This window comes from Actimicrobium antarcticum (assembly GCF_039536745.1).
Taxonomy (GTDB): Bacteria; Pseudomonadota; Gammaproteobacteria; order Burkholderiales; family Burkholderiaceae_D; genus Actimicrobium; species Actimicrobium antarcticum.
Genome location: NZ_BAAAZE010000010.1, coordinates 154,284 through 173,851, shown reverse-complemented (window position 1 = coordinate 173,851; position 19,568 = coordinate 154,284). Strand labels below are relative to the sequence as shown.

12 protein-coding genes and 1 pseudogene are annotated in these 19,568 nt (G+C 59.5%); 9 read left to right on the top strand and 4 right to left on the bottom strand.

Going from position 1 to position 19,568, the window contains the following annotated elements:
* Position 1: 1 nt before the first annotated feature.
* The 3 genes from egtB (at position 2) to ABD720_RS13675 (ending at position 3,802) form a co-directional block, all read left to right on the top strand.
* Positions 2–1,195, top strand: coding sequence for an ergothioneine biosynthesis protein EgtB (gene egtB, locus ABD720_RS13685; RefSeq protein ID WP_344763895.1), 1,194 nt, complete (start codon positions 2–4; stop codon positions 1,193–1,195).
* A gap of 19 nt (positions 1,196–1,214) precedes the next feature.
* Positions 1,215–1,853: a glutathione S-transferase family protein gene (locus tag ABD720_RS13680; RefSeq protein ID WP_344763894.1), complete on the top strand. Its 639-nt coding sequence runs from the start codon at positions 1,215–1,217 to the stop codon at positions 1,851–1,853.
* Positions 1,854–2,776: 923 nt separating this feature from the next.
* Positions 2,777–3,802, top strand: a complete 1,026-nt coding sequence (locus ABD720_RS13675; RefSeq protein WP_344763893.1) for a hypothetical protein — start codon at positions 2,777–2,779, stop codon at positions 3,800–3,802.
* Between the two features lie 67 nt (positions 3,803–3,869).
* Here the strand turns inward: ABD720_RS13675 and ABD720_RS13670 are convergent, their stop codons facing one another.
* The 4 genes from ABD720_RS13670 to prpR all read right to left on the bottom strand — a co-directional run bounded on the left by ABD720_RS13670 (position 3,870) and on the right by prpR (position 7,809).
* Positions 3,870–4,034, bottom strand: coding sequence for an AAA-type ATPase lid domain-containing protein (locus tag ABD720_RS13670; RefSeq protein ID WP_344763892.1), 165 nt, complete (start codon positions 4,032–4,034; stop codon positions 3,870–3,872).
* Positions 4,035–4,064: 30 nt separating this feature from the next.
* Positions 4,065–5,339, bottom strand: a complete 1,275-nt coding sequence (locus ABD720_RS13665; RefSeq protein ID WP_344763891.1) for a hypothetical protein — start codon at positions 5,337–5,339, stop codon at positions 4,065–4,067.
* Between the two features lie 40 nt (positions 5,340–5,379).
* Complete coding sequence (locus ABD720_RS13660; protein ID WP_344763890.1) at positions 5,380–5,922, bottom strand: hypothetical protein; 543 nt, start codon at positions 5,920–5,922, stop codon at positions 5,380–5,382.
* Between the two features lie 288 nt (positions 5,923–6,210).
* Positions 6,211–7,809, bottom strand: a complete 1,599-nt coding sequence (gene prpR, locus ABD720_RS13655; RefSeq protein ID WP_344763889.1) for a propionate catabolism operon regulatory protein PrpR — start codon at positions 7,807–7,809, stop codon at positions 6,211–6,213.
* Between the two features lie 186 nt (positions 7,810–7,995).
* On the opposite strand from prpR, the gene prpB reads away from it, so the two are divergent.
* The 6 genes and pseudogenes from prpB to ABD720_RS13620 all read left to right on the top strand — a co-directional run bounded on the left by prpB (position 7,996) and on the right by ABD720_RS13620 (position 19,550).
* On the top strand, positions 7,996–8,889 hold the full coding sequence (prpB, locus tag ABD720_RS13650) for a methylisocitrate lyase (protein WP_344763888.1): 894 nt from the start codon (positions 7,996–7,998) through the stop codon (positions 8,887–8,889).
* A gap of 20 nt (positions 8,890–8,909) precedes the next feature.
* The gene (prpC, locus tag ABD720_RS13645; protein WP_344763887.1) at positions 8,910–10,061 is read left to right on the top strand and encodes a bifunctional 2-methylcitrate synthase/citrate synthase; all 1,152 of its coding nucleotides are present in this window, start codon (positions 8,910–8,912) and stop codon (positions 10,059–10,061) included.
* Positions 10,062–10,098: 37 nt separating this feature from the next.
* On the top strand, positions 10,099–12,693 hold the full coding sequence (gene acnD, locus ABD720_RS13640) for a Fe/S-dependent 2-methylisocitrate dehydratase AcnD (RefSeq protein WP_344763886.1): 2,595 nt from the start codon (positions 10,099–10,101) through the stop codon (positions 12,691–12,693).
* A 75-nt stretch (positions 12,694–12,768) separates the two neighbouring features.
* A complete protein-coding gene (gene prpF / locus ABD720_RS13635; protein WP_344763885.1) occupies positions 12,769–13,950 on the top strand; it encodes a 2-methylaconitate cis-trans isomerase PrpF in 1,182 nt (393 codons plus the stop codon).
* A gap of 116 nt (positions 13,951–14,066) precedes the next feature.
* Positions 14,067–15,711: pseudogene (gene tnpC / locus ABD720_RS13625) on the top strand (IS66 family transposase).
* A gap of 452 nt (positions 15,712–16,163) precedes the next feature.
* The gene (locus ABD720_RS13620; protein ID WP_344763882.1) at positions 16,164–19,550 is read left to right on the top strand and encodes a protein-tyrosine phosphatase family protein; all 3,387 of its coding nucleotides are present in this window, start codon (positions 16,164–16,166) and stop codon (positions 19,548–19,550) included.
* Positions 19,551–19,568: the final 18 nt, after the last annotated feature.

Here is a 19,568-nt window from a genome sequence, read left to right as displayed (position 1 = left end):
GATGAATGCACCCGCCGAACTGCGCGCCGTCAACCAACTGGCCGCGCAGTTCGCGCGCGTGCGTGGCCACACCGTTGCGCTTGCCGCGCCACTGTCTGCCGAAGATGCCTGCGTGCAGTCGATGCCGGATGCCAGTCCGGCCAAATGGCATCTGGCGCACACCACCTGGTTTTTCGAGACCTTCATCCTGGAGCAATTCGAAGCCGGTTTTCAGTCGCATCATCCGGCCTTCCGCGTGCTCTTCAATTCGTATTACAACGGCGTCGGCGAAAAGCATGCACGGGCCCAGCGCGGCATGCTGACACGGCCTGCGCTGGCCGAGGTGCTGGCTTATCGGCGCGCGATCGATGCGCGTGTGTCGGCGCTGCTGGCGGCGGGGCCTCCCGACGCCCTGATCACATTGGTCGGACTTGGACTGGAGCACGAACAACAACATCAGGAACTACTGCTGACCGACCTCAAGCATTTGCTGTCGATGAATCCGCTCAACCCGGTCTACGCCACCGATGGGCCGCTGCCGCCGGTGAACCGGGGACCACTCACCTGGCAGCGGGTCGATCCCGGTATCGTTGAAATCGGTTTTGCGGGGAATGGCTTTTGCTTTGATAACGAGTTGCCCCGTCACCGCCAATTTGTCGAAGGGTTTGCGCTGGCGTCTACGCTGGTGAGCAACGCGGAATATCTCGCATTCATCGATGCTGGCGGATACAGCGATGCAGCCTGGTGGCTCTCGGAAGGCTGGGACTGGGTGAGCAGCAACGCGTTGACGCAGCCGCTGTACTGGTGCAGACATGACGGCAACTGGCATGAGTTCACGATGCGCGGCCTGCAGCCACTGGACCTGCAGCGTCCGGCCATCCACCTGTCTTTTTTTGAGGCCGAAGCCTACGCACGCTGGGCCGGCGCACGCCTGCCGACCGAAGCCGAATGGGAATGCGCGGCGCAATCGGCCGGCATCGATGATCTGTTCGGCGCCTGCTGGCAATGGACCACCAGCAGCTACGCGCCATATCCCGGCTATGCGACTGCCGATGGTGCGCTGGGCGAATACAACGGCAAGTTCATGGTGAACCAGTATGTCTTGCGCGGCGCGTCGTGCATCACTGCCGAGGGCCATGCGCGTGCCTCGTACCGCAATTTTTTTCCGGCCACGGCGCGCTGGCAATTCAGCGGCATTCGTCTGGCCAGGTCGTGATTTTTTGTCAGGAGACTCCGTGATCCAGCTCTACTACGCACCCGGTAATGCCAACCTCGCGCCACACATGCTGCTTGAAGAGCTGGGCGTGCCGCACGAACTGATCCTGGTCGACCGCGACAACCATGTCCATCGTGGCGCGGCCTATCGCAAGCTCAATCCGAATGGCCTGATCCCGGTGTTGATCGACGGCGATCTGGTGCTGTATGAAACCGCGGCGATCTGCCTGCACCTCGCCGACACCCATCCCGAAGCCGGGCTGGTGCCACCGCTCGGCAGCGCCGAACGCGCGCATTGCTACAAGTGGCTGATGCATCTGACGAACACGGTGCAGGCCGAGATGATCACGTATTTTTATCCGGAGCGCATGGTCGACGATGCGGCTGCGGGTGCGCAGGTCAAGGCCCACGCCGAAGCGCGGCTGGCGCAGATGTTCGATCTGATCGATGCGGAACTGGCCGGCGGCGGGCCGTATCTGCTGGGTGCGCAGTTCAGCGTGGTCGATCCGTATCTGTTCATGCTGGCGCGCTGGAGCCGGATGATGGTGCGACCTGCGCGCAATCGTCCGGCGTTGGGGCAGTATCTGGAGCGGATGGCAGCCCGGCCTGCGGTGGTGCGGGCGTTTGCGGCGGAGGGGATTGCTGCGCCGTTTTGTTGAATGGTGCGGGCGTCATTCTTGGTAAAAAAGTGATATGTAGGTGGCCAGAAAACGTGACAAGGAATCGTTGGCGACGTTTTCCGAGCACACGCAGATATCGGTTCCCCCTGCGTCGCATGGAGGCCGGTAATCTGTCGGCGTCGTTGGATGTCCATGCCACGGCTTTCTTCTCTGAAAAGTCGACCACCCGGTTGAGTCGCGCCACGAATTGCTGCATCGAGCTGCCGTGATATTTGTCATCAGAAAATAGCACTGGTCTTTGTATTCGCTTGGGGGGCACAGGTGGTCACATGGTGTCGCTGAACGGCGAAAAAAAGCGGGTACAAATGGCCGTTGAGTCTTCATCGGCTGGGTTTTTCAACATGCAGAGACAGGGGTTTTTGCCAGAGCGAACACGGTGGACAGAAGCGATACGGGCTTTCTTTGGCTGCACGATACGTGGTCATCGGGAACGGAACTTTCCAATGTGGCGGTTGGTAATTGTTCAGCGCAAGCTGGTCAAGTCAGAGTGATCGACGGATGTGGCGCACTAAAAACGGGTGCCGCGATTGCGCGCCGATGTGTTGTCCGGAATTCGGTTTCCAATTGTGCACTCGTTCATTTTGGAACTGATCGGTTGGTCGGCGCACTCATCGGGGAGTGTCGTCCTGTGGTCAACAGAATGGAGGGTTGATCGTCGTGGCGCGTTCAATGGTGCGAGCCGGAATTGCTGTCTTCGGCTGTGCGAACGGATGCGATGACTTTTTTTGGCGGAAATAATGGGACTTTTTACGGCCTGCCGACAGGCCTATGCGAGATGGACCGGCGCCGACCGGGCTGAGCAGACTCGGGATTCGGCGTCCGAAATGCTGCTTCCTCGGGGCTCTCCGCGGTCGACCGAGCCACCGGATGGCCGGCGTAATTCTGTTATCAGAGGCCAAAGCGTGGCAGCAAGACTTCGTACGCTCTCGCGCAGTTCGCAGGCCGGGCCGCTTGCAAGAGTCTCTGGCGATGTCAGCCGCCAGGTTCAGGCAACGCATGCACCGCTGAACCCACCAGTTAGCGACGCCACTTTGCGCGAACGCACACCGGCAGAGCACGCTTACAACGCGCAGCTGGTGCAACAAGTCGAGGCCGCCGAGTTAGCGTTAGCGATCAAGTTATCGCTGGGTGACACTGGCGGTGTTGATACCGGTTCGGTACAAAAAATCGCGGTGTTGGAACCAGATACTGCAGCTACCCGGCTGCCGCACTTTGCTGCGCCTGGCATCGACACATTCCGGGACCAGCATCTCGGTGCAGGGCAGCTGCAACGTTTTGCCTCGGGCCTGTCCGCCACGCACACGCTCAAAGAAATCTCGGGCAACCAGAATCAGTGCGCCTGGCAATGCGCCTGGATGAGCGTGATGCTGCAATTGACGCCTGAGCAACTCAAACGATCGATCATCGAAAGTCTCGGCGAGAGCGCGACCGCACTCGCCGATCACATGCACATGGCAGCAACCGCCCTGAAGGAAAAAGGATTGCAGGCCGTGGTATCGCAGCCGTTCAGCGCAGCCAGTCGCTTGCATTTTCCCGGCAAGCTGCCGGATGAAACGTCGGGCATGCTGAGCAATCTGACTTTCATGCTGCTTGAAAAAAGCGGCGCATCGTTCGAACGTGCCCACGCGCTGGCTTTTAAAAACAGGCTTGTCTCCGGCGAGGATATGCTGCGCGTGATTCAGCAGCTGGGCGCTGCCGGTGCCGTGCTGGAGATTCCGCGTGGCGCTGACGGTGCGGTGCCCGTCGAAGGGGCCATCCAGCTGCACATGTGCACCGCCAGGGAGGCGGCGGGTTTTACCGCCGCTGAAGACACGGATAACGCCGCCGGCTTGCACACCTATTTCAAACAGATCCCGGTGGCGATCATCTCGGACAATCACTTCAATTTGCATATTCCGACGCAGTTCATGCCGCCGGCGCTCGCTTGATACAGCACCAATAGAACGGCTGTCCGATAGAGCGATCCACATGCTGTCGTCATCGAACTCTATCGATTTAGCGGAAGTCGTCATTCCAGGTCCTTTCAATGAGCGCAGCATTGTGTTCTGCGATGTTGGCGAGTTCAATCCGTTCCATCATGCTGCGCAGTTCGCGCACATTGCCGTACCAGCCGTAGCCGGCCAGCAGCGAGGCCGACGCGCCCAATTCTGAGCGGAACACGGATGCCGGTACCTCATCGCGCAATGTTCGTTAATTTCCCAGTGCCGCCCTGAACACGCCGGCAGCGTCCTTTGTCACGTTTACCGTAAAAAGCGTTGCCATGGGTGTGTCGCCTGTTTCGCCACCGAGCGTGACGGATTTGGTGCCGAGAACGCCCGACCCATATGAGGCAACCTGCATGGTCGCCGTCCGGCCGGTGGCGCGGGCGTAATTGGCGATGGCGATCTTGTAGGTCCCTGTCTGCAACTTCTGGGCGCTGCAACTGGCGTAATAATGTTCTGGACCGTTTGCCACGACGTTGTCGACATCCAGGAACCCGGCGCGGCCTTGTTTGCTGCGGTACCAGACATGGGTGCCGCCGGGCTCGTCGATGTGGGTGTCGACGTCACCGATGCCGTCCCAGGTCAGCGTCGTCGAAAAGAATCCGGTGGCGGCACGCGAGGGTGGCTGGACCAGACTGGCCAGGCCGTTGTTGATGAGAGACTTCACTTTGGCGCTGATAGCGAGATACGGGTTGAGATAGATTTCCAGTAATCCATGCCCCAGCCTGTCCCTGAGCCCTTGAATGCCGGCCGGCCTGGCGGCATAGTCGGGAATGTTGTCGGTGATGTTGACCACCGATCCGACGATGCGCAACGCATTGATGACCAGATCAAGATTGGCCAATACATGTGGTCCGATCACGACGGGTGAGGCGGGAGCGATATGCACCACCCCGACGGCGCTGGACGGTGACCTGGAGACGGCATAGCGATAGGCCGGATTGACGAACAGGTTGCCTTGCGAATGGGCGACGAACAGCATCTTCTTGCCTTCGAGGGCGAAGTTGTCGATGCGGGTGCGGTGTTCCTGATAGGTGATCTCGGTTGGTGGGTTGGCGAGGAGGGTGGTCAGATTGCGGGTGGTAATGGCATTCACGGAATCGACCAGCGCGGACAAGGTCTGGCCCGCCGCCGCGACGGAATTGACAATGGTCGTCCACCAATCGCCCCCGCCTTGCATGGCTTCGAAAAACAGCTCAAAGCGGTTGGCCAGCAGGCCATTCTGTTCAAGCATGCGCTGCTCGAATGTCTCGACGAAATCCTCGAAATCGTTGCTGCTGTTGTACATCAGTTCGTAGCGGATTATCTGGTTGTCGGCGAGCTTCGCGCCGTGAATTTTCTTGAAATTGTCCAGCGCATACTCGGCTTGTCTTATTGATGTCTTGACGCCGTTAAAAAACGCGAAAATTGTTTCGGTTTTGCAGATGTCATTGTCAGAAACAGGGTTAGTTTGTGCCCTGACCGTCGAGCCGCCGACCATCATGCAAATGCCGGTAAAGAGGGCAACCACGGAACGCATGCGCTTATTCACAGGTGTCACCTGTCGGTAGGCTGATCGCGGTGCCGTCCTGTGATTTATTAAAAGCCAGATACGCTTTCAGGCGCGGCTTGGTATTGGTGGTAATTGCTTCGATCTTTGCGCCAATAGCCGATGCGGACTCCAATCCTTGCCCATCCGGAAATCGAGAAGAGACGCAGTTAACGGCGGCCATCATTTCGAGACTCACTGCTTTGCTTGCCTCTTTGTTAGTCGGATCAACCAGCACCGCTTTCTGCATCGTCCGGGCATCCTGCAACACCGCAGCCCGCTGCTTCGGATCCGTAAATTTTGTATTGATGTAATCGTCAATGTCATCCCGGACGCCGTTGTTGTTGGCATCCGGTCCGGCCAGCGACGCGGAGCGGTCCAGCCTGGGCAGGGCGCCGCTGTTTTCGAGCTGAACGAGGGGTGATGCAACCGTGACCGGGGTGGTGGCTCCCGCGCCGGTGGTGTCGTCGTCGCGGCCGCCGCAAGCGGCCACGGCCAGTCCGATGCAGGCGCTCGCCGCAAGCTGGTAAAAAGTCATGAATGTCACTCCATTTAGTTGTTAAATAATTTAACAAATAATGCTGGAGAAATCGGTGCAGTCTCTGTCTCTAGGTGTGGTGGATCGTCTGGCAAACAGGAAGCGTTTTCAGTGTCGGTTAAATGTCGAATTGTTACTTTCACGACAAAAATGACGCGTTGGCCAGAACGTCTGCGTCTGAAAAATGTGGTGTGATGAAACAATTGGTGCAGCAGAAAATCCCGCGGTGGCCATTGAATATCAAGCGCCGTGGCGGGTTTGCGTCCCCGGACAGGGCACGCAGCCCCGCTACGCGCCCCGCAACTTCCGCCACAACGTCGTCCTGCTCATTCCCAGATACTTCGCCGCCGCTTCCCGATTGCCATCGAAGCGCGCCAGCACCTCGGCCAGTGATTCCACGGGTGCGCTCGTGACCACCATCGGCGCGATTGCCCCGGCGCGCATCAGTTCCGGCGCGACCGCCAGCAACAACCCCGGCGACAAGGCCTGTAGCGGCTCGGCTGCCAGATACAGCGCGACCCGTTCCATCATGTTGCGCAGTTCGCGCACATTGCCGGGCCAGCCGTAGCCGGCCAGCAGCGACGCGCAGGCGCTCAGCTCGGCCTGCAGGTTGGCATGCGGGCGCAGGCCCATCGCGGCCAGTGCATTCTTCAGGCACCAGGCGGCCAGTTCGACCTGATCGTCCGGGCGCTCGCGCAGCGGCGGCAAGGTCATCCGCAGGACGCCCAGCCGATAAAACAGATCGGGCCGGAAGCGGCCTTCGCGCATGCGCTGGTCGAGGTCGCAATGGGTGGCGCTGACGATGCGCACATCGACCGGAATCGGCCGCGTGCCACCGACGCGCACCACTTCCCGTTCTTCCAGCACGCGCAGCAAGCGGGTCTGCAGCGGCAGCGCCATCTCGCCGATTTCATCCAGAAACAAGGTGCCGTGCTGGGCCGCTTCGAATAGCCCGGCATGGCCGCCGCGCCGTGATCCGGTGAAGGCGCCTTCTTCGTGGCCGAACAGCTCGGCTTCCAGCAACGACTCGGCCAGCGCGCCGCAATTGAGCGCGACGAAGGGTTGCCGCGCCCGCGTGCTTTCGCGGTGGATTGCCTGTGCGGCGAGTTCTTTGCCGCTGCCGGTTTCACCCTGGATCAGTACCGTTGCCGGCGAGCGGGAAAACAGCGTGATGGCTTGTCGCACGCGCTGCATGGCGGCCGACTCCCCCCGCAGATCATTGAGGCCATGACGCGCGCGCAGCGTATCGGCCGGTGCTGCCGGGCGACGCCGATTGGTTTCGATGCGGGTGAAGCGGGCGATCTCCAGCGCGTCATCAAAGGCTTGCCGGATCGACGCGGCGGAATACACGAACACGCTGGCCAGGCCGGCTTCTTCGGCCAGGTCGGCGATCAGTCCCGCGCCGACGATGGCCTTGACGCCGGTGGCCTTGAGTTCGCTGATCTGGGCGCGCGCGTCCTCTTCGGTGACATAGCTGCGCTGGACGATATCGAGGCCAAAGGTGGCCTGGAAGTCGCTCAGTTCCGGCATGGTTTGCTGGTAGCTGATCAGGCCGATGTGCGGCGTGATGCGGCGTGCGCGGGCCAGTGCCTGCATCACGTCGAAGCCGCTGGCCTTGGCGATGATGACCGGTACCGACAAGCGGCTTTTAAGATATGCCGCATTCGAGCCGGCGGCAATGACCGCGTCGCAGCGTTCGGTCGCCAGCCGTTCGCGGATGTGGCGCACTGCGTCTTCAAAGCCGAGATTGATCGGCTCGATCGTGGCGGCGTCGCCGTACTCCAGCATGATGTCGCGGAACAGGTCGAACAGCCGGGAGATCGAGACCGTCCAGATGATCGGCTTGTCATTCGGGTCGATGGGGACGGGGAGAATGGGACGGTGCATGTTTCACCTTGGCGTTTCAATGTTGCAAGTGTAACGGAATTTGAAACGTGATAGCGCGATGAAGCTTCAGCCAGTATTGAATGAATGGCCGTTACAGGGACGTTACAGCGTATCGGCAAGGGGTGGCACGGCGATTGCAACACTCATTGCAAGCAAGTCCGATGAAACACACCCGAAAGTGACCTCATGACCCAATATTCCGCTGGTGCCGCCTTCCGCAAGGCCATGCAAGAAGAATCGCCGCTGCAAGTCGTCGGTGCCATCAATGCCAACCATGCGCTGCTGGCAAAACGTGCCGGCTTCAAGGCGATCTACCTGTCGGGTGGCGGTGTGGCTGCCGGTTCGCTCGGTCTGCCTGACCTGGGTATCACCTCGCTCGATGATGTGCTCACCGACGTGCGCCGCATCACCGATGTCTGCGACCTGCCATTGCTGGTGGATGTCGATACCGGCTTCGGTTCATCGGCCTTCAATGTGGCACGTACCGTCAAGTCGATGATCAAATTTGGCGCAGCGGCGATGCACATCGAAGACCAGGTCGGCGCCAAGCGCTGCGGTCATCGTCCGAACAAGGAAATCGTCTCGCTGCAGGAAATGGTCGACCGCATCAAGGCCGCCGTCGATGCCCGTACCGACGAGAACTTCGTGATCATGGCGCGCACCGATGCGCTGGCCGTCGATGGTCTGGACGCTGCACTGGAACGTGCCATCGCCTGCGTCGAAGCCGGCGCCGACATGATCTTCCCGGAAGCCATCACCGAACTCGCGATGTACAAGCAGTTCGCCGCTGCCGTCAAGGTGCCGGTACTGGCCAACATCACCGAATTCGGCGCCACGCCATTGTTCACGGTCGACGAACTGAAAAGCGCTGACGTCGGCCTGGTCCTGTATCCGCTGTCGGCCTTCCGCGCCATGAACAAGGCTGCCGAAAACGTCTACAACGCGATCCGTCGCGACGGCTCGCAGCAGAACGTCGTCGATACGATGCAGACCCGCAAGGAACTCTACGACCGCATCGATTATTACGCCTACGAAGACAAGCTCGACGCACTCTTCGCAGCACAAAACGCCAAAAAATAATTCATCCTTCAGGAGACACCATGACCGAATCCGTACCTGCATTCAAGCCGAAGAAATCGGTTGCCCTGTCAGGCGTTACCGCTGGCAATACCGCACTCTGCACCGTCGGCAAGACCGGCAATGACCTGCACTATCGCGGCTACGACATCCTCGACGTCGCCGACACCTGCGAATTCGAAGAGATCGCGCATTTGCTGGTCCACGGCAAGCTGCCGACCAGCGCGGAACTGCATGCCTACAAGGCCAAACTGAAAGCGCTGCGCGGCTTGCCTGCCAGCGTGAAGATCGTGCTCGAAGCACTGCCGGCGTCGTCGCATCCGATGGACGTGATGCGCACCGGCGTGTCGGCACTGGGATGCATGCTGCCCGAAAAAGACGATCACAACACCCCGGGCGCGCGCGATATCGCCGACCGGTTGATGGCCTCGCTGGGTTCGATGCTGCTGTACTGGTACCACTACAGCACCAACGGCAAGCGCATCGAAACGCAGACCGACGATGACTCCATCGGCGCGCATTTCCTGCATCTGCTGCACGGTAAAAAGCCGTCCGAAGCCTGGGAAAAAGCGATGCATGTCTCGCTGATCCTGTACGCCGAACACGAATTCAATGCCTCGACCTTCGCTGCCCGCGTGGTCGCCGGCACGGGGTCCGACATGTTCTCCGCCATCACCGGCGGTATCGGTGCCTTGCGCGGACCGAAGCATGGCGGCGCCAATGAAGTCGCGTTCGAAATCCAGAAGCGCTACGACAATCCCGATGAAGCCGAAGCCGACATCCGTCGCCGCGTCGAGAACAAGGAAGTCGTGATCGGCTTTGGCCATCCGGTTTATACCGTCTCGGATCCGCGCAACAAGGTCATCAAGGAAGTGGCCCGTTCCCTGTCGCACGAAGAAGGCTCGACCAAGATGTTCGACATCGCCGAGCGCCTCGAAACCGTGATGTGGGAAGCCAAGCGCATGTTCCCGAACCTGGACTGGTTCTCGGCCGTGTCGTACCACATGATGGGTGTGCCGACTGCCATGTTCACGCCGCTGTTCGTGATCGCCCGCACCTCCGGTTGGGCCGCGCACATCATCGAGCAGCGCATCGACAACAAGATCATTCGCCCGAGCGCGAACTACGTCGGTCCCGATGACCTGGCGTTCGTGCCGATCAGCAAGCGCAAGTGAACTCACGCAAGCGCCATCACCCTCATTCAAGGACACCATGAATAGCGAATTCCGCAAACCCCTGCCGGGCACCGCGCTCGATTACTTCGATGCGCGTGCCGCCGTCGATGCCATCACGCCCGGTGCCTTTGACACACTGCCGTACACCTCGCGCGTGCTGGCCGAGAACCTGGTGCGTCGCTGCGACCCGGCCACGCTGAACGCCTCGCTGTCGCAACTCATCGAGCGCAAGCAGGACCTGGATTTTCCGTGGTTCCCGGCCCGCGTGGTCTGCCATGACATCCTCGGTCAGACCGCACTGGTCGACCTGGCTGGCCTGCGCGACGCGATTGCTGCCGAAGGCGGCGACCCCGCGCTGGTCAATCCGGTCGTGCCGACCCAGCTGGTGGTGGACCACTCGCTGGCCGTCGAATTCGGCGGCTTCGACAAGGACGCGTTTGCAAAGAACCGTGCCATCGAAGACCGTCGCAACGACGACCGTTTCGATTTCATCGACTGGACCAAGAAGGCGTTCAAGAACGTCGACGTGATCCCGTCGGGGAACGGCATCCTGCATCAGATCAATCTCGAACGCATGAGCCCTGTGGTGCAGGTCACGGACAACGTGGCCTTCCCGGACACGCTGGTCGGTACCGACTCGCACACACCGATGGTCGATGCGCTGGGCGTGCTGGCCATTGGTGTCGGCGGTCTCGAAGCTGAAAGCGTGATGCTGGGCCGCGCCTCGTACATGCGCCTGCCGGACATCATCGGCGTCGAGCTGACCGGCAAGCCGCAGCCCGGCATTACCGCCACCGATACCGTGCTGGCGCTGACCGAGTTTTTGCGCAATGCCAAGGTGGTCTCGTCGTACCTCGAATTCTTCGGTGAAGGCGCTGCGCACCTGACGCTGGGCGACCGCGCCACGATCTCCAACATGGCGCCGGAATTCGGCTCCACTGCAGCGATGTTCTACATCGATCAGCAAACCATCAAGTACCTGAAGCTGACCGGTCGCGACGACGAACTGGTCAGGCTGGTCGAAATTTATGCACGTGAAACTGGCCTGTGGGCCGACACGCTGACCAAAGTGCAGTACGAGCGCGTCCTGCAGTTCGACCTGAGCACCGTGGTGCGCAACATCGCCGGTCCGTCCAATCCGCACAAACGCGTACCGACTTCGGAACTGGCTGCACGCGGGATTTCGGGCATCGTCGAGAACGAGCCTGGCCTGATGCCGGACGGCGCCGTCATCATCGCCGCCATCACCAGCTGCACCAACACCAGCAATCCGCGCAACATGATTGCTGCCGGCCTGCTGGCACGCAATGCCAACCAGCGCGGACTGACCCGCAAGCCGTGGGTAAAAAGTTCGCTGGCACCCGGCTCGAAGACGGTTGCGCTGTATCTGGAAGAAGCCAAACTGCTGCCCGAACTGGAAACCCTCGGTTTTGGCGTGGTCGGCTTTGCCTGCACCAGCTGCAACGGCATGAGCGGTGCGCTCGATCCGGTGATCCAGGAAGAACTGATTGCACGCGACCTGTACGCCACGGCCGTGTTGTCGGGCAACCGTAACTTCGACGGGCGTATCCATCCGTATGCCAAGCAGGCGTTTCTGGCCTCGCCGCCGCTGGTGGTGGCGTATGCGATTGCCGGCACGATCCGTTTCGATATCGAAAAAGACGTGCTCGGACTCGATCACGATGGCAAGCCGGTACTGCTGGCCGACATCTGGCCGAAGGACGAAGAGATCGATGCCATCCTCGCTGCCAGCGTCAAGCCGGAACAGTTCCGCACGGTCTATACGCCGATGTTTGCGCGCCAGGCCGATGACGGCGTGAAGGTCAGCCCGCTGTACGACTGGCGTCCGACCACCACCTACATCCGCCGACCGCCTTACTGGGAAGGCGCGCTGGCAGCAGTGCGCACGCTGTCCGGCATGCGTCCGCTGGCGGTCCTCGGTGACAACATCACCACCGACCATCTGTCGCCATCGAATGCCATCATGCTCGATAGCGCCGCCGGCGAATACCTGGCAAAAATGGGCTTGCCGGAAGTCGATTTCAACTCGTATGCAACGCACCGTGGCGACCACCTCACGGCGCAGCGCGCGACCTTTGCCAATCCGATGCTGAAGAATGAAATGGTGCTGGAAAACGGCAAGGTCAAAGCCGGTTCGCTGGCCCGCATCGAGCCTGAAGGCATAGTCACCCGCATGTGGGAAGCCATCGAAACCTACATGGAACGCAAACAGCCGCTGATCATCATTGCCGGTGCCGATTATGGTCAGGGTTCGTCGCGTGACTGGGCTGCCAAGGGCGTGCGTCTGGCTGGCGTGGAAGCGATCGCGGCCGAAGGCTTCGAGCGGATCCACCGGACCAATCTGGTCGGCATGGGCGTGTTGCCGCTCGAATTCAAGGCCGGCGTGAACCGCCTCACTCTTGGCATCGACGGCACCGAAACCTACGATGTGCTGGGTGAACGTACGCCACGCACCACGCTGACGCTGGTGATCACGCGCAAAAATGGCGAACGGGTTGAAGTACCGGTCACCTGCCGCCTGGATACCGCCGAAGAAGTCGCCATCTACGAAGCCGGCGGCGTGCTGCAGCGCTTTGCACAGGACTTCCTTGAGTCGGTAAAAGCCGCGTAACTTTCGCTGACCATCATCACCTTCACGGGGTGGTACAGCGATGTACCACCCCGTCATTTTTTCAGGAAAAAGCTCATGATCCATGCACCCCAGATCAAAATCCCCGCCACCTACATGCGCGGCGGTACCAGCAAAGGCGTGTTCTTCCGCCTGCAGGATTTACCCTTCTCGGCCCAGGTTCCCGGCCCGGAACGCGACGCCTTGTTGCTGCGCGTGATAGGCAGTCCCGACCCGTACGGCAAGCAGATCGACGGCATGGGTGCGGCCACCTCCAGCACCAGCAAGACCGTCATCCTGTCGCGCAGCGGCAAACCGGAACATGACGTCGATTACCTGTTCGGCCAGGTCGCCATCGACAAGCCGTTCGTCGACTGGAGCGGCAACTGCGGAAATCTGTCGGCAGCGGTTGGTGCGTTTGCCATCAGCAGCGGTCTGGTGCATGCCAGCCGCATCCCGGACAACGGCATTGCCACCGTGCGTATCTGGCAAGCCAACATCGGCAAGACCATCATCGCGCACGTGCCGATCAGCCATCGCGAGGTACAGGAAACCGGCGACTTCGAACTCGACGGCGTGACCTTCCCGGCCGCCGAGGTACAGCTCGAATTTATCGATCCGGCGGCTGACGAAGAGGGCGCAGGCGGCGCGATGTTCCCGACCGGGAACGTGGTCGATACGCTGGAAGTGCCCGGTGTCGGCACGTTCACGGTGACGATGATCAACGCAGGCATTCCGACGATTTTCATCAACGCCGACGCCATTGGCTACACCGGCACCGAGCTGCAGGAAGCGATCAATGGCGACGAGAAAGCGCTGGCCATGTTCGAAACCATCCGTGCCTACGGTGCAGTACGCATGGGCTTGATCAAGCACATTGACGAAGCTGCCAATCGCCAGCACACGCCGAAAGTCGCGTTCGTGGCAGCACCGGTGGCGTATGTGTCGTCGAGTGGCAAGCAGGTGACGGTGGCGGATATCGATCTGCTGGTACGCGCGCTGTCGATGGGCAAACTGCATCACGCCATGATGGGTACGGCAGCGGTGGCGATTGGCACTGCGGCAGCCATACCGGGCACGCTGGTCAATCAGGCAGCCGGGGGCGGGGCGCGCAACGCGGTGCGTTTCGGCCATCCGTCGGGGACGTTGCGGGTCGGTGCGGAAGCCAGTCAGGTTGACGGCGAATGGCGCGTTGCGAAGGCCATCATGAGCCGTAGTGCGCGGGTGTTGATGGAGGGTACGGTGCGGGTGCCGGTGTAATTGCGCCTACCTGATGCCCTGAGTACTTCGTTAGTGGCCGCGAAAGTTGCCCGCAGGTCGCTCTCGCGCTTCGGCGGGAACAACGGCGGTCATGCGTCAAGCAGCGGCATGCCCTCATGCCATTTTCCCCTGACCTGCTCGATGCCCTCCCTGCCACGCTGCGCGTTTGCGTTCTTAAACGCGAAGCGGCCCACCAGCAACACCCGGCTGCGCGCGAACAGCACATCGCCACGCGCGAGCAGTACATTGCCGCGCTGGAGCAGCGCATCGGTGTGCTGGAAGAGCAGTTCCGGTTGGCACAACTCAAGCGCTTTGCGCCGTCCTCCGAGAAGCATGGCCTGCAAGGCTGCCTGTTCAACGAAGCCGAATCGGGGTTGCCCGCGCTAACGACACCCGACAACGCCGACGACCACGCCGACACCACCGAGGCAGCCGATGGCACACCGTCCCCGGGCAAGAAGCGCGGTCACCACCCCCTGCCGGCGCACCTGCGGCGTAAGCAAGTCGAGCACGACTTACCCGACGCCGACAAGGTCTGTAGCTACTGCCAGGGCACGTCGCACCGCATGGGCGAGGACGTCACCGAACAAATTGCACATCGTGCCGGCGCAAGTCAGCGTGCTCCAGCATGTGCGCTTCAAATACGCCTGCCGTCATTGTGAGCGCCACGCGCTGATCAGCCCGATCATCACCAGCCCGATGCCGGCACAACCGATCCCGGGCAACATCGCCAGCGCCAGTACGGTGGCGACCATCCTGACGGCCAAATATGCCGACGGCCTGCCGCTGTACCGGATGGAATCGGTGCTCGAGCGCAACGACGTGGACATCAGACGCGGCACGATGGGCCGCTGGGTCATCCGCAGCAGCGAAGACTGGCTGGAACGGCTTTACAAGGCGATGCGGCAGACACTGCTGCGCCAGCACATCATCCATGGCGACGAAACACCGGTGCAGGTGCTCAAGGAGGTGGGCCGCACGGCCCAGAGCAGCTCGACCATGTGGGTCTACCGCAGTGCCGCCGACAGTGTGCAACCGGTGGTGCTGTTCGACTACCAGCCGGGGCGCGGACATGCCCATCCGGAACGCTTCCTGGACGGCTACTCCGGTGCCATCATGACCGATGGCTACGCGGCCTGGCGCATGCTCAAGGGAGTCATCCACCTTGGTTGCATGGCGCACGTGCGGCATCGCTTTGACGAGGCGCTCAAGGCGCAGAAACATCCCAATGGACGCGCCCGGCAGGCGCTGGATACCATCGGCAAGCTGTACCAGATCGAGAAGAAAGCCCGCGGCAAGCCGCCCGACGGCGAAACCCCTGAGCAGTACACATACCGCCTGCGGCAGGAGCATAGTCGCGGGGTGCTCCATACACGGTATGCCTGGCTGGTCAAGCATCAGCAGGAAGTGTTGCCGCAATCGCTGATTGGCAAGGCGATCGGCGATGTGCTGGGGCAATGGAAATATGTGATCCGTTACATCGATGACGGCTGCGCCCCAATCGACAACAATGTCATTGAACGCGACATCCGACCGTTTGCCATCGGCCGCAAGGCGTGGCTGTTCGCGGACACGGTGGCATGGGCGACAGTCAGTGCGATCGTCGACAGCATCATGCTGACCTGCCGTGCCTGCAACGTCCAGCCCTATCGTTATCTGCGCCATGTGCTCACCGAATTGCCGCTGCGCTCAGTCGACGCCGACATCACTGATCTGCTGCCGTTCAACTTCCAGCCGCCAGCCGCGCCGACTAGCGCGTGACGTGACTACGTGATCCACGCCGTTGCGGTGGATGGGGTGTGTTTAATAAAGTGCTTACCTCGAAACGTCTTGCTGGCTTTGCGGAGTTTCGTGAATGCAAGCGAACGATGGCAGAAAGATGTCGCGGCGTTGGGCTTAGTGCCCCGGTAGGGGTTCCGCGGCCAAGCCCGTCAAAATTTCAGATTGCCGAAAACGATGGCCCGCTCCCAATCCATTCCCGCCAAAAAATCTTGCTTCAATACCTTCGACAAATCATGCTGGAACTAATCACCTGTCAACGACATATATCAGGGATTCTTGTCCGGCATTGGTAAACAGCGCACCCGCCGTAGCCCATGAAGGACCGGAATAAATCCGATCGGTTGACCACGGCCACAGTAATTCAGAGGTGCAGGCATCGTCGGCTGATCACGCTGCAGCGACATCGCTGCCAGTCTTTTTTGGAATGAACCATGTCTCCCCGACCAGCCTCCCCATCCACTTCGCCAGTTTTGCGAGCGATTCCTCGGTACGATCAGCATATAAGCAAGGCGTTACAGGCCAATCCAGCAAGCGGTTCACGTTTGCCAACGTGGCGTTTAGAGCGACTGAAGCATTGGTGGAGCACCTTGCGTTCATCCAGAACTCAATCAAAAGACGACTTCGTCGAGAATATCGTCGAGCCCAACGACACCGGGATCCTCTGCCCCGACAACCGAGGGACCATTTGGATCAAGACGAAGTCCTCGACTACTGACAATGGCACGCCAATTCACGCAAGCAAGTTCGAGATCGCGCACAAGGTAACGAACACCGCGGAAACCCAAAAAACCGTTATCTACAAAATCGGTCAGTCACCACACGAAAAAACCTATAAAGATTTTCTATTTGAAGGGCTGGAGTCGGGATTGGGCATTTATCAATTCGTGTCTGAGCGGACGCTCGATAATAAGAACCGGAGCAATACCGCTGTCGTCCAGTTGCTGGAAAAAGAGCTGAAAAAAATCAAAGAGAATAGTGCTTCACCGCTAAAACTGGGTGATCGCTACACAGTGCAAAGCTTTGAGATTGCGACGCAAGAGCCTGCCGTCGAGGGATGCCGTCGGTATCTGCTGACGGTCACCGACGATAATTCCCCCGGTAAGACAATTACTGTGCCGGTCACGCAAGCGGGATTGCCGTTTCAAGATGCCTTGCTCTCGGCGGAGACAATCGCCCGAGCAAGCGCGATCCTGGATCAGCACAAAAAATTACTGCCGAATCCACCGAATGAACCGATACACGAACACGATCCCCTGATCCTTAGCCAGGCCGGCTACGGTCGCAATGCGACGTTGATGACCTATCGGGATGTTTGCCTGCGGATAGCCGATGGCACGGTCAAGAACGAGGACGATATCGGGAAACAGGTTTGCAAGTTCGTTGAAGACCAAAGGGAGATAAGACCCGGGTTCGTGCATTCGCTGCCACAGGTTGAACAGTTAGTAATTGCACTTGAGAAAAAATTAAGAGAGCGAGGTGGCCAGCCGAGTCAGTATGCCCGAGCGCAGTCTTCGGCTATCAGGCCGCTTCTCGCTGCGGTGACGCCAACAGTGAAACCCACGCCGGTGATCCGCACCAGTCTCGCGAATATCGACGCCATGCCGGTTGATGGCATTGCCGTCGGTAGCAATATGACCTTCGACAATCAGCACTTTACAGACGCCCTTGCCACCGCACGCACCCATGCTCAGTCCGGTGGCACCGCGAGCTTCACACCCGTTCGTGAATTAATTTCTCGCCCGCTGAACAAGTTTCCCCAAGGTTCACAGACACCAAAATACGTCCTCGTGACAGGTCTGCCACCCCAGCACCCGCGAAGCACCCGTCCGCATTTGCCAGAGCAAGTCGTGAAATATGTTGGTAAGACTCTCGCTGCCGCAGTCACTAGCGGCCTGAAGTCCGTCGGATTTTCTGCAAATCTGCTGGCTCCCACACAATCAAGGAAACAGGGGCAGCTAGGCATCCCCTTTGAGCAGATGACGGCACTCGCTGTGGCTGCTGTGGTCCGGCAGGAGCGAGCTCCAGGTACTCCGATCAGCGTGGATTTTCAATGTACCGACGTTGGCCAGCAAGCGATTGTTAACGATGTAATCGCACAAAAGAAGAAGTTCGACGAGCATCAATACTATCAAGCACTGTTGCGATTGCCCAACAACATGCCAACGCCTATTCCAGCAACAGCGCTTACCGATTTTGGCAATTCTGACAAACGCGCCAGCTTTGCACCTATCGCGCTCAAAAAGCGCCAGGACGACACACTCCAGTTCGACCTGGCGACAGCGCTACCCACACACATACCCTCAAGTCCCGTCCCTTTCGAGAGTTGGAATGAGGTGCCTACCACCCAAGCGAAGTGGGAGGAAGGGGATGTTGTACTAGCGGGTGAGCCACCTAGCGACGGTATCGACGCTGCAGGGGTAATGATTCGCGAAAATGATGGCCGGGTCTGGGTCGTCGCACCAACGGGTGGCTTTGCCGGGATGAAAAACACGTTCCCGAAAGGACAGACTGTTGACGATGACGATCCGTTGGTTAAGTGGTCGCCGCAAGCGACCGCCCGCAAGGAAGCCTATGAAGAATCCGGGCTGCAGGTCAAGTTGACCGCCTTTCTGTGCGACTACCAAGGCGAAAAACAAAAAACACGCTATTACCTGGCAGAACGCATTGGCGGCACTCCTGCAGATGTTGGCTGGGAATCGCAAGCCGTACATCTTGTGCCGATGAACGAGCTGAGGGGCATGATGACCAGACCCAACAACAAACGTGAAAATCAAGTCTTAAATCTGAGCCGCTTTAATTTGTCTTATGACGCGACCGGTGCTTTTAGCCGCCTGGAAGAACTACTTCGCAGCCCAGGATATGACGTTGACGGCCCATTGTTTGAAGACATGGCGCAAGAAGCATCCGAAGCGATGAGATATATCGGAGGACAGCGTAAAGATAGGGGTATCGATCTCGTTCCGGAAAATCAAGTACTTTCACGCATTGATAGCCGCCAGCCGCAAAAAAGCACGGCGTTGAGAATACCCGGCGCAACGGGCAGCGCTCCGCGCTACCTCCATGCAAACCGGATTGAGCTTGGGGTAAGCCGCAACTACATCGCGGCACAATATCCATTGGGCAATAGCATGCCAGGTAGGGAAAATCGGGATGATTTCTGGCGTGCGACGACAGACAGCAAGCTGCTCATTCCGGACGTTCCGATCAAGGAGGTCAGTCTGATAGTGGACCTGACGGAGCCCGGAGAGAAGAAATACGACGATTCGTATGCGCCGGTTGGCGAAAAACCGCTTGAGCTCCCAACATATGAATTACGGTCTATTCCGCTCCAGGGGGCTAACCCGCACATTAACGAATCCATGATTCAGATAAAACCGCATAAGGGCGGAGGTACAAAAGAAGTCCAGCGCATGCATTTCACCGCATGGCCAGACAAAAAGGCAATTGAAGTTGATGCGCTGATCGATCTCGCAAACCAAATTGTCCTGAATAGCAAAGACAAGGATACGGTCTTGATCCACTGCAGCCATGGCGTGGGCAGAACCGGCACCCTCATTACGTTCCTCGCTGCCAGCGAGAAAATTGAAACAGCGATTGCTGCCGCGACCAGATCGAATCCGGACACCAAACTGTCGGTCTCCGATTTCCTGGCTATCGTGCGGGACGTGCTCATTAAGGGACGCCAGGCACGCGGTGAGCAGTTCGTCGCGACTGTACAGTTCCCGCTCATCATCAAAGCTCTCCTGCAACAGCATTTTGACAGCGAGATTGTCGATGGCATGTTGAGTCCAAAAGCCATTCGTGCCAGCGTTGCCTGATCCTCTTTTGTAACGAAC

Excerpts from the sequence above, each read along its gene's own strand:
- acnD (WP_344763886.1), top strand. The coding sequence starts at position 10,099 with ATGAATAGCGAATTCCGCAAACCCCTGCCGGGCACCGCGCTCGATTAC.
- ABD720_RS13665 (WP_344763891.1), bottom strand. The coding sequence starts at position 5,339 with ATGATGGTCGGCGGCTCGACGGTCAGGGCACAAACTAACCCTGTTTCT.
- prpF (WP_344763885.1), top strand. The coding sequence starts at position 12,769 with ATGATCCATGCACCCCAGATCAAAATCCCCGCCACCTACATGCGCGGC.
- prpC (WP_344763887.1), top strand. The coding sequence starts at position 8,910 with ATGACCGAATCCGTACCTGCATTCAAGCCGAAGAAATCGGTTGCCCTG.
- prpB (WP_344763888.1), top strand. The coding sequence starts at position 7,996 with ATGACCCAATATTCCGCTGGTGCCGCCTTCCGCAAGGCCATGCAAGAA.
- ABD720_RS13660 (WP_344763890.1), bottom strand. The coding sequence starts at position 5,922 with ATGACTTTTTACCAGCTTGCGGCGAGCGCCTGCATCGGACTGGCCGTG.
- egtB (WP_344763895.1), top strand. The coding sequence starts at position 2 with ATGAATGCACCCGCCGAACTGCGCGCCGTCAACCAACTGGCCGCGCAG.
- prpR (WP_344763889.1), bottom strand. The coding sequence starts at position 7,809 with ATGCACCGTCCCATTCTCCCCGTCCCCATCGACCCGAATGACAAGCCG.
- ABD720_RS13620 (WP_344763882.1), top strand. The coding sequence starts at position 16,164 with ATGTCTCCCCGACCAGCCTCCCCATCCACTTCGCCAGTTTTGCGAGCG.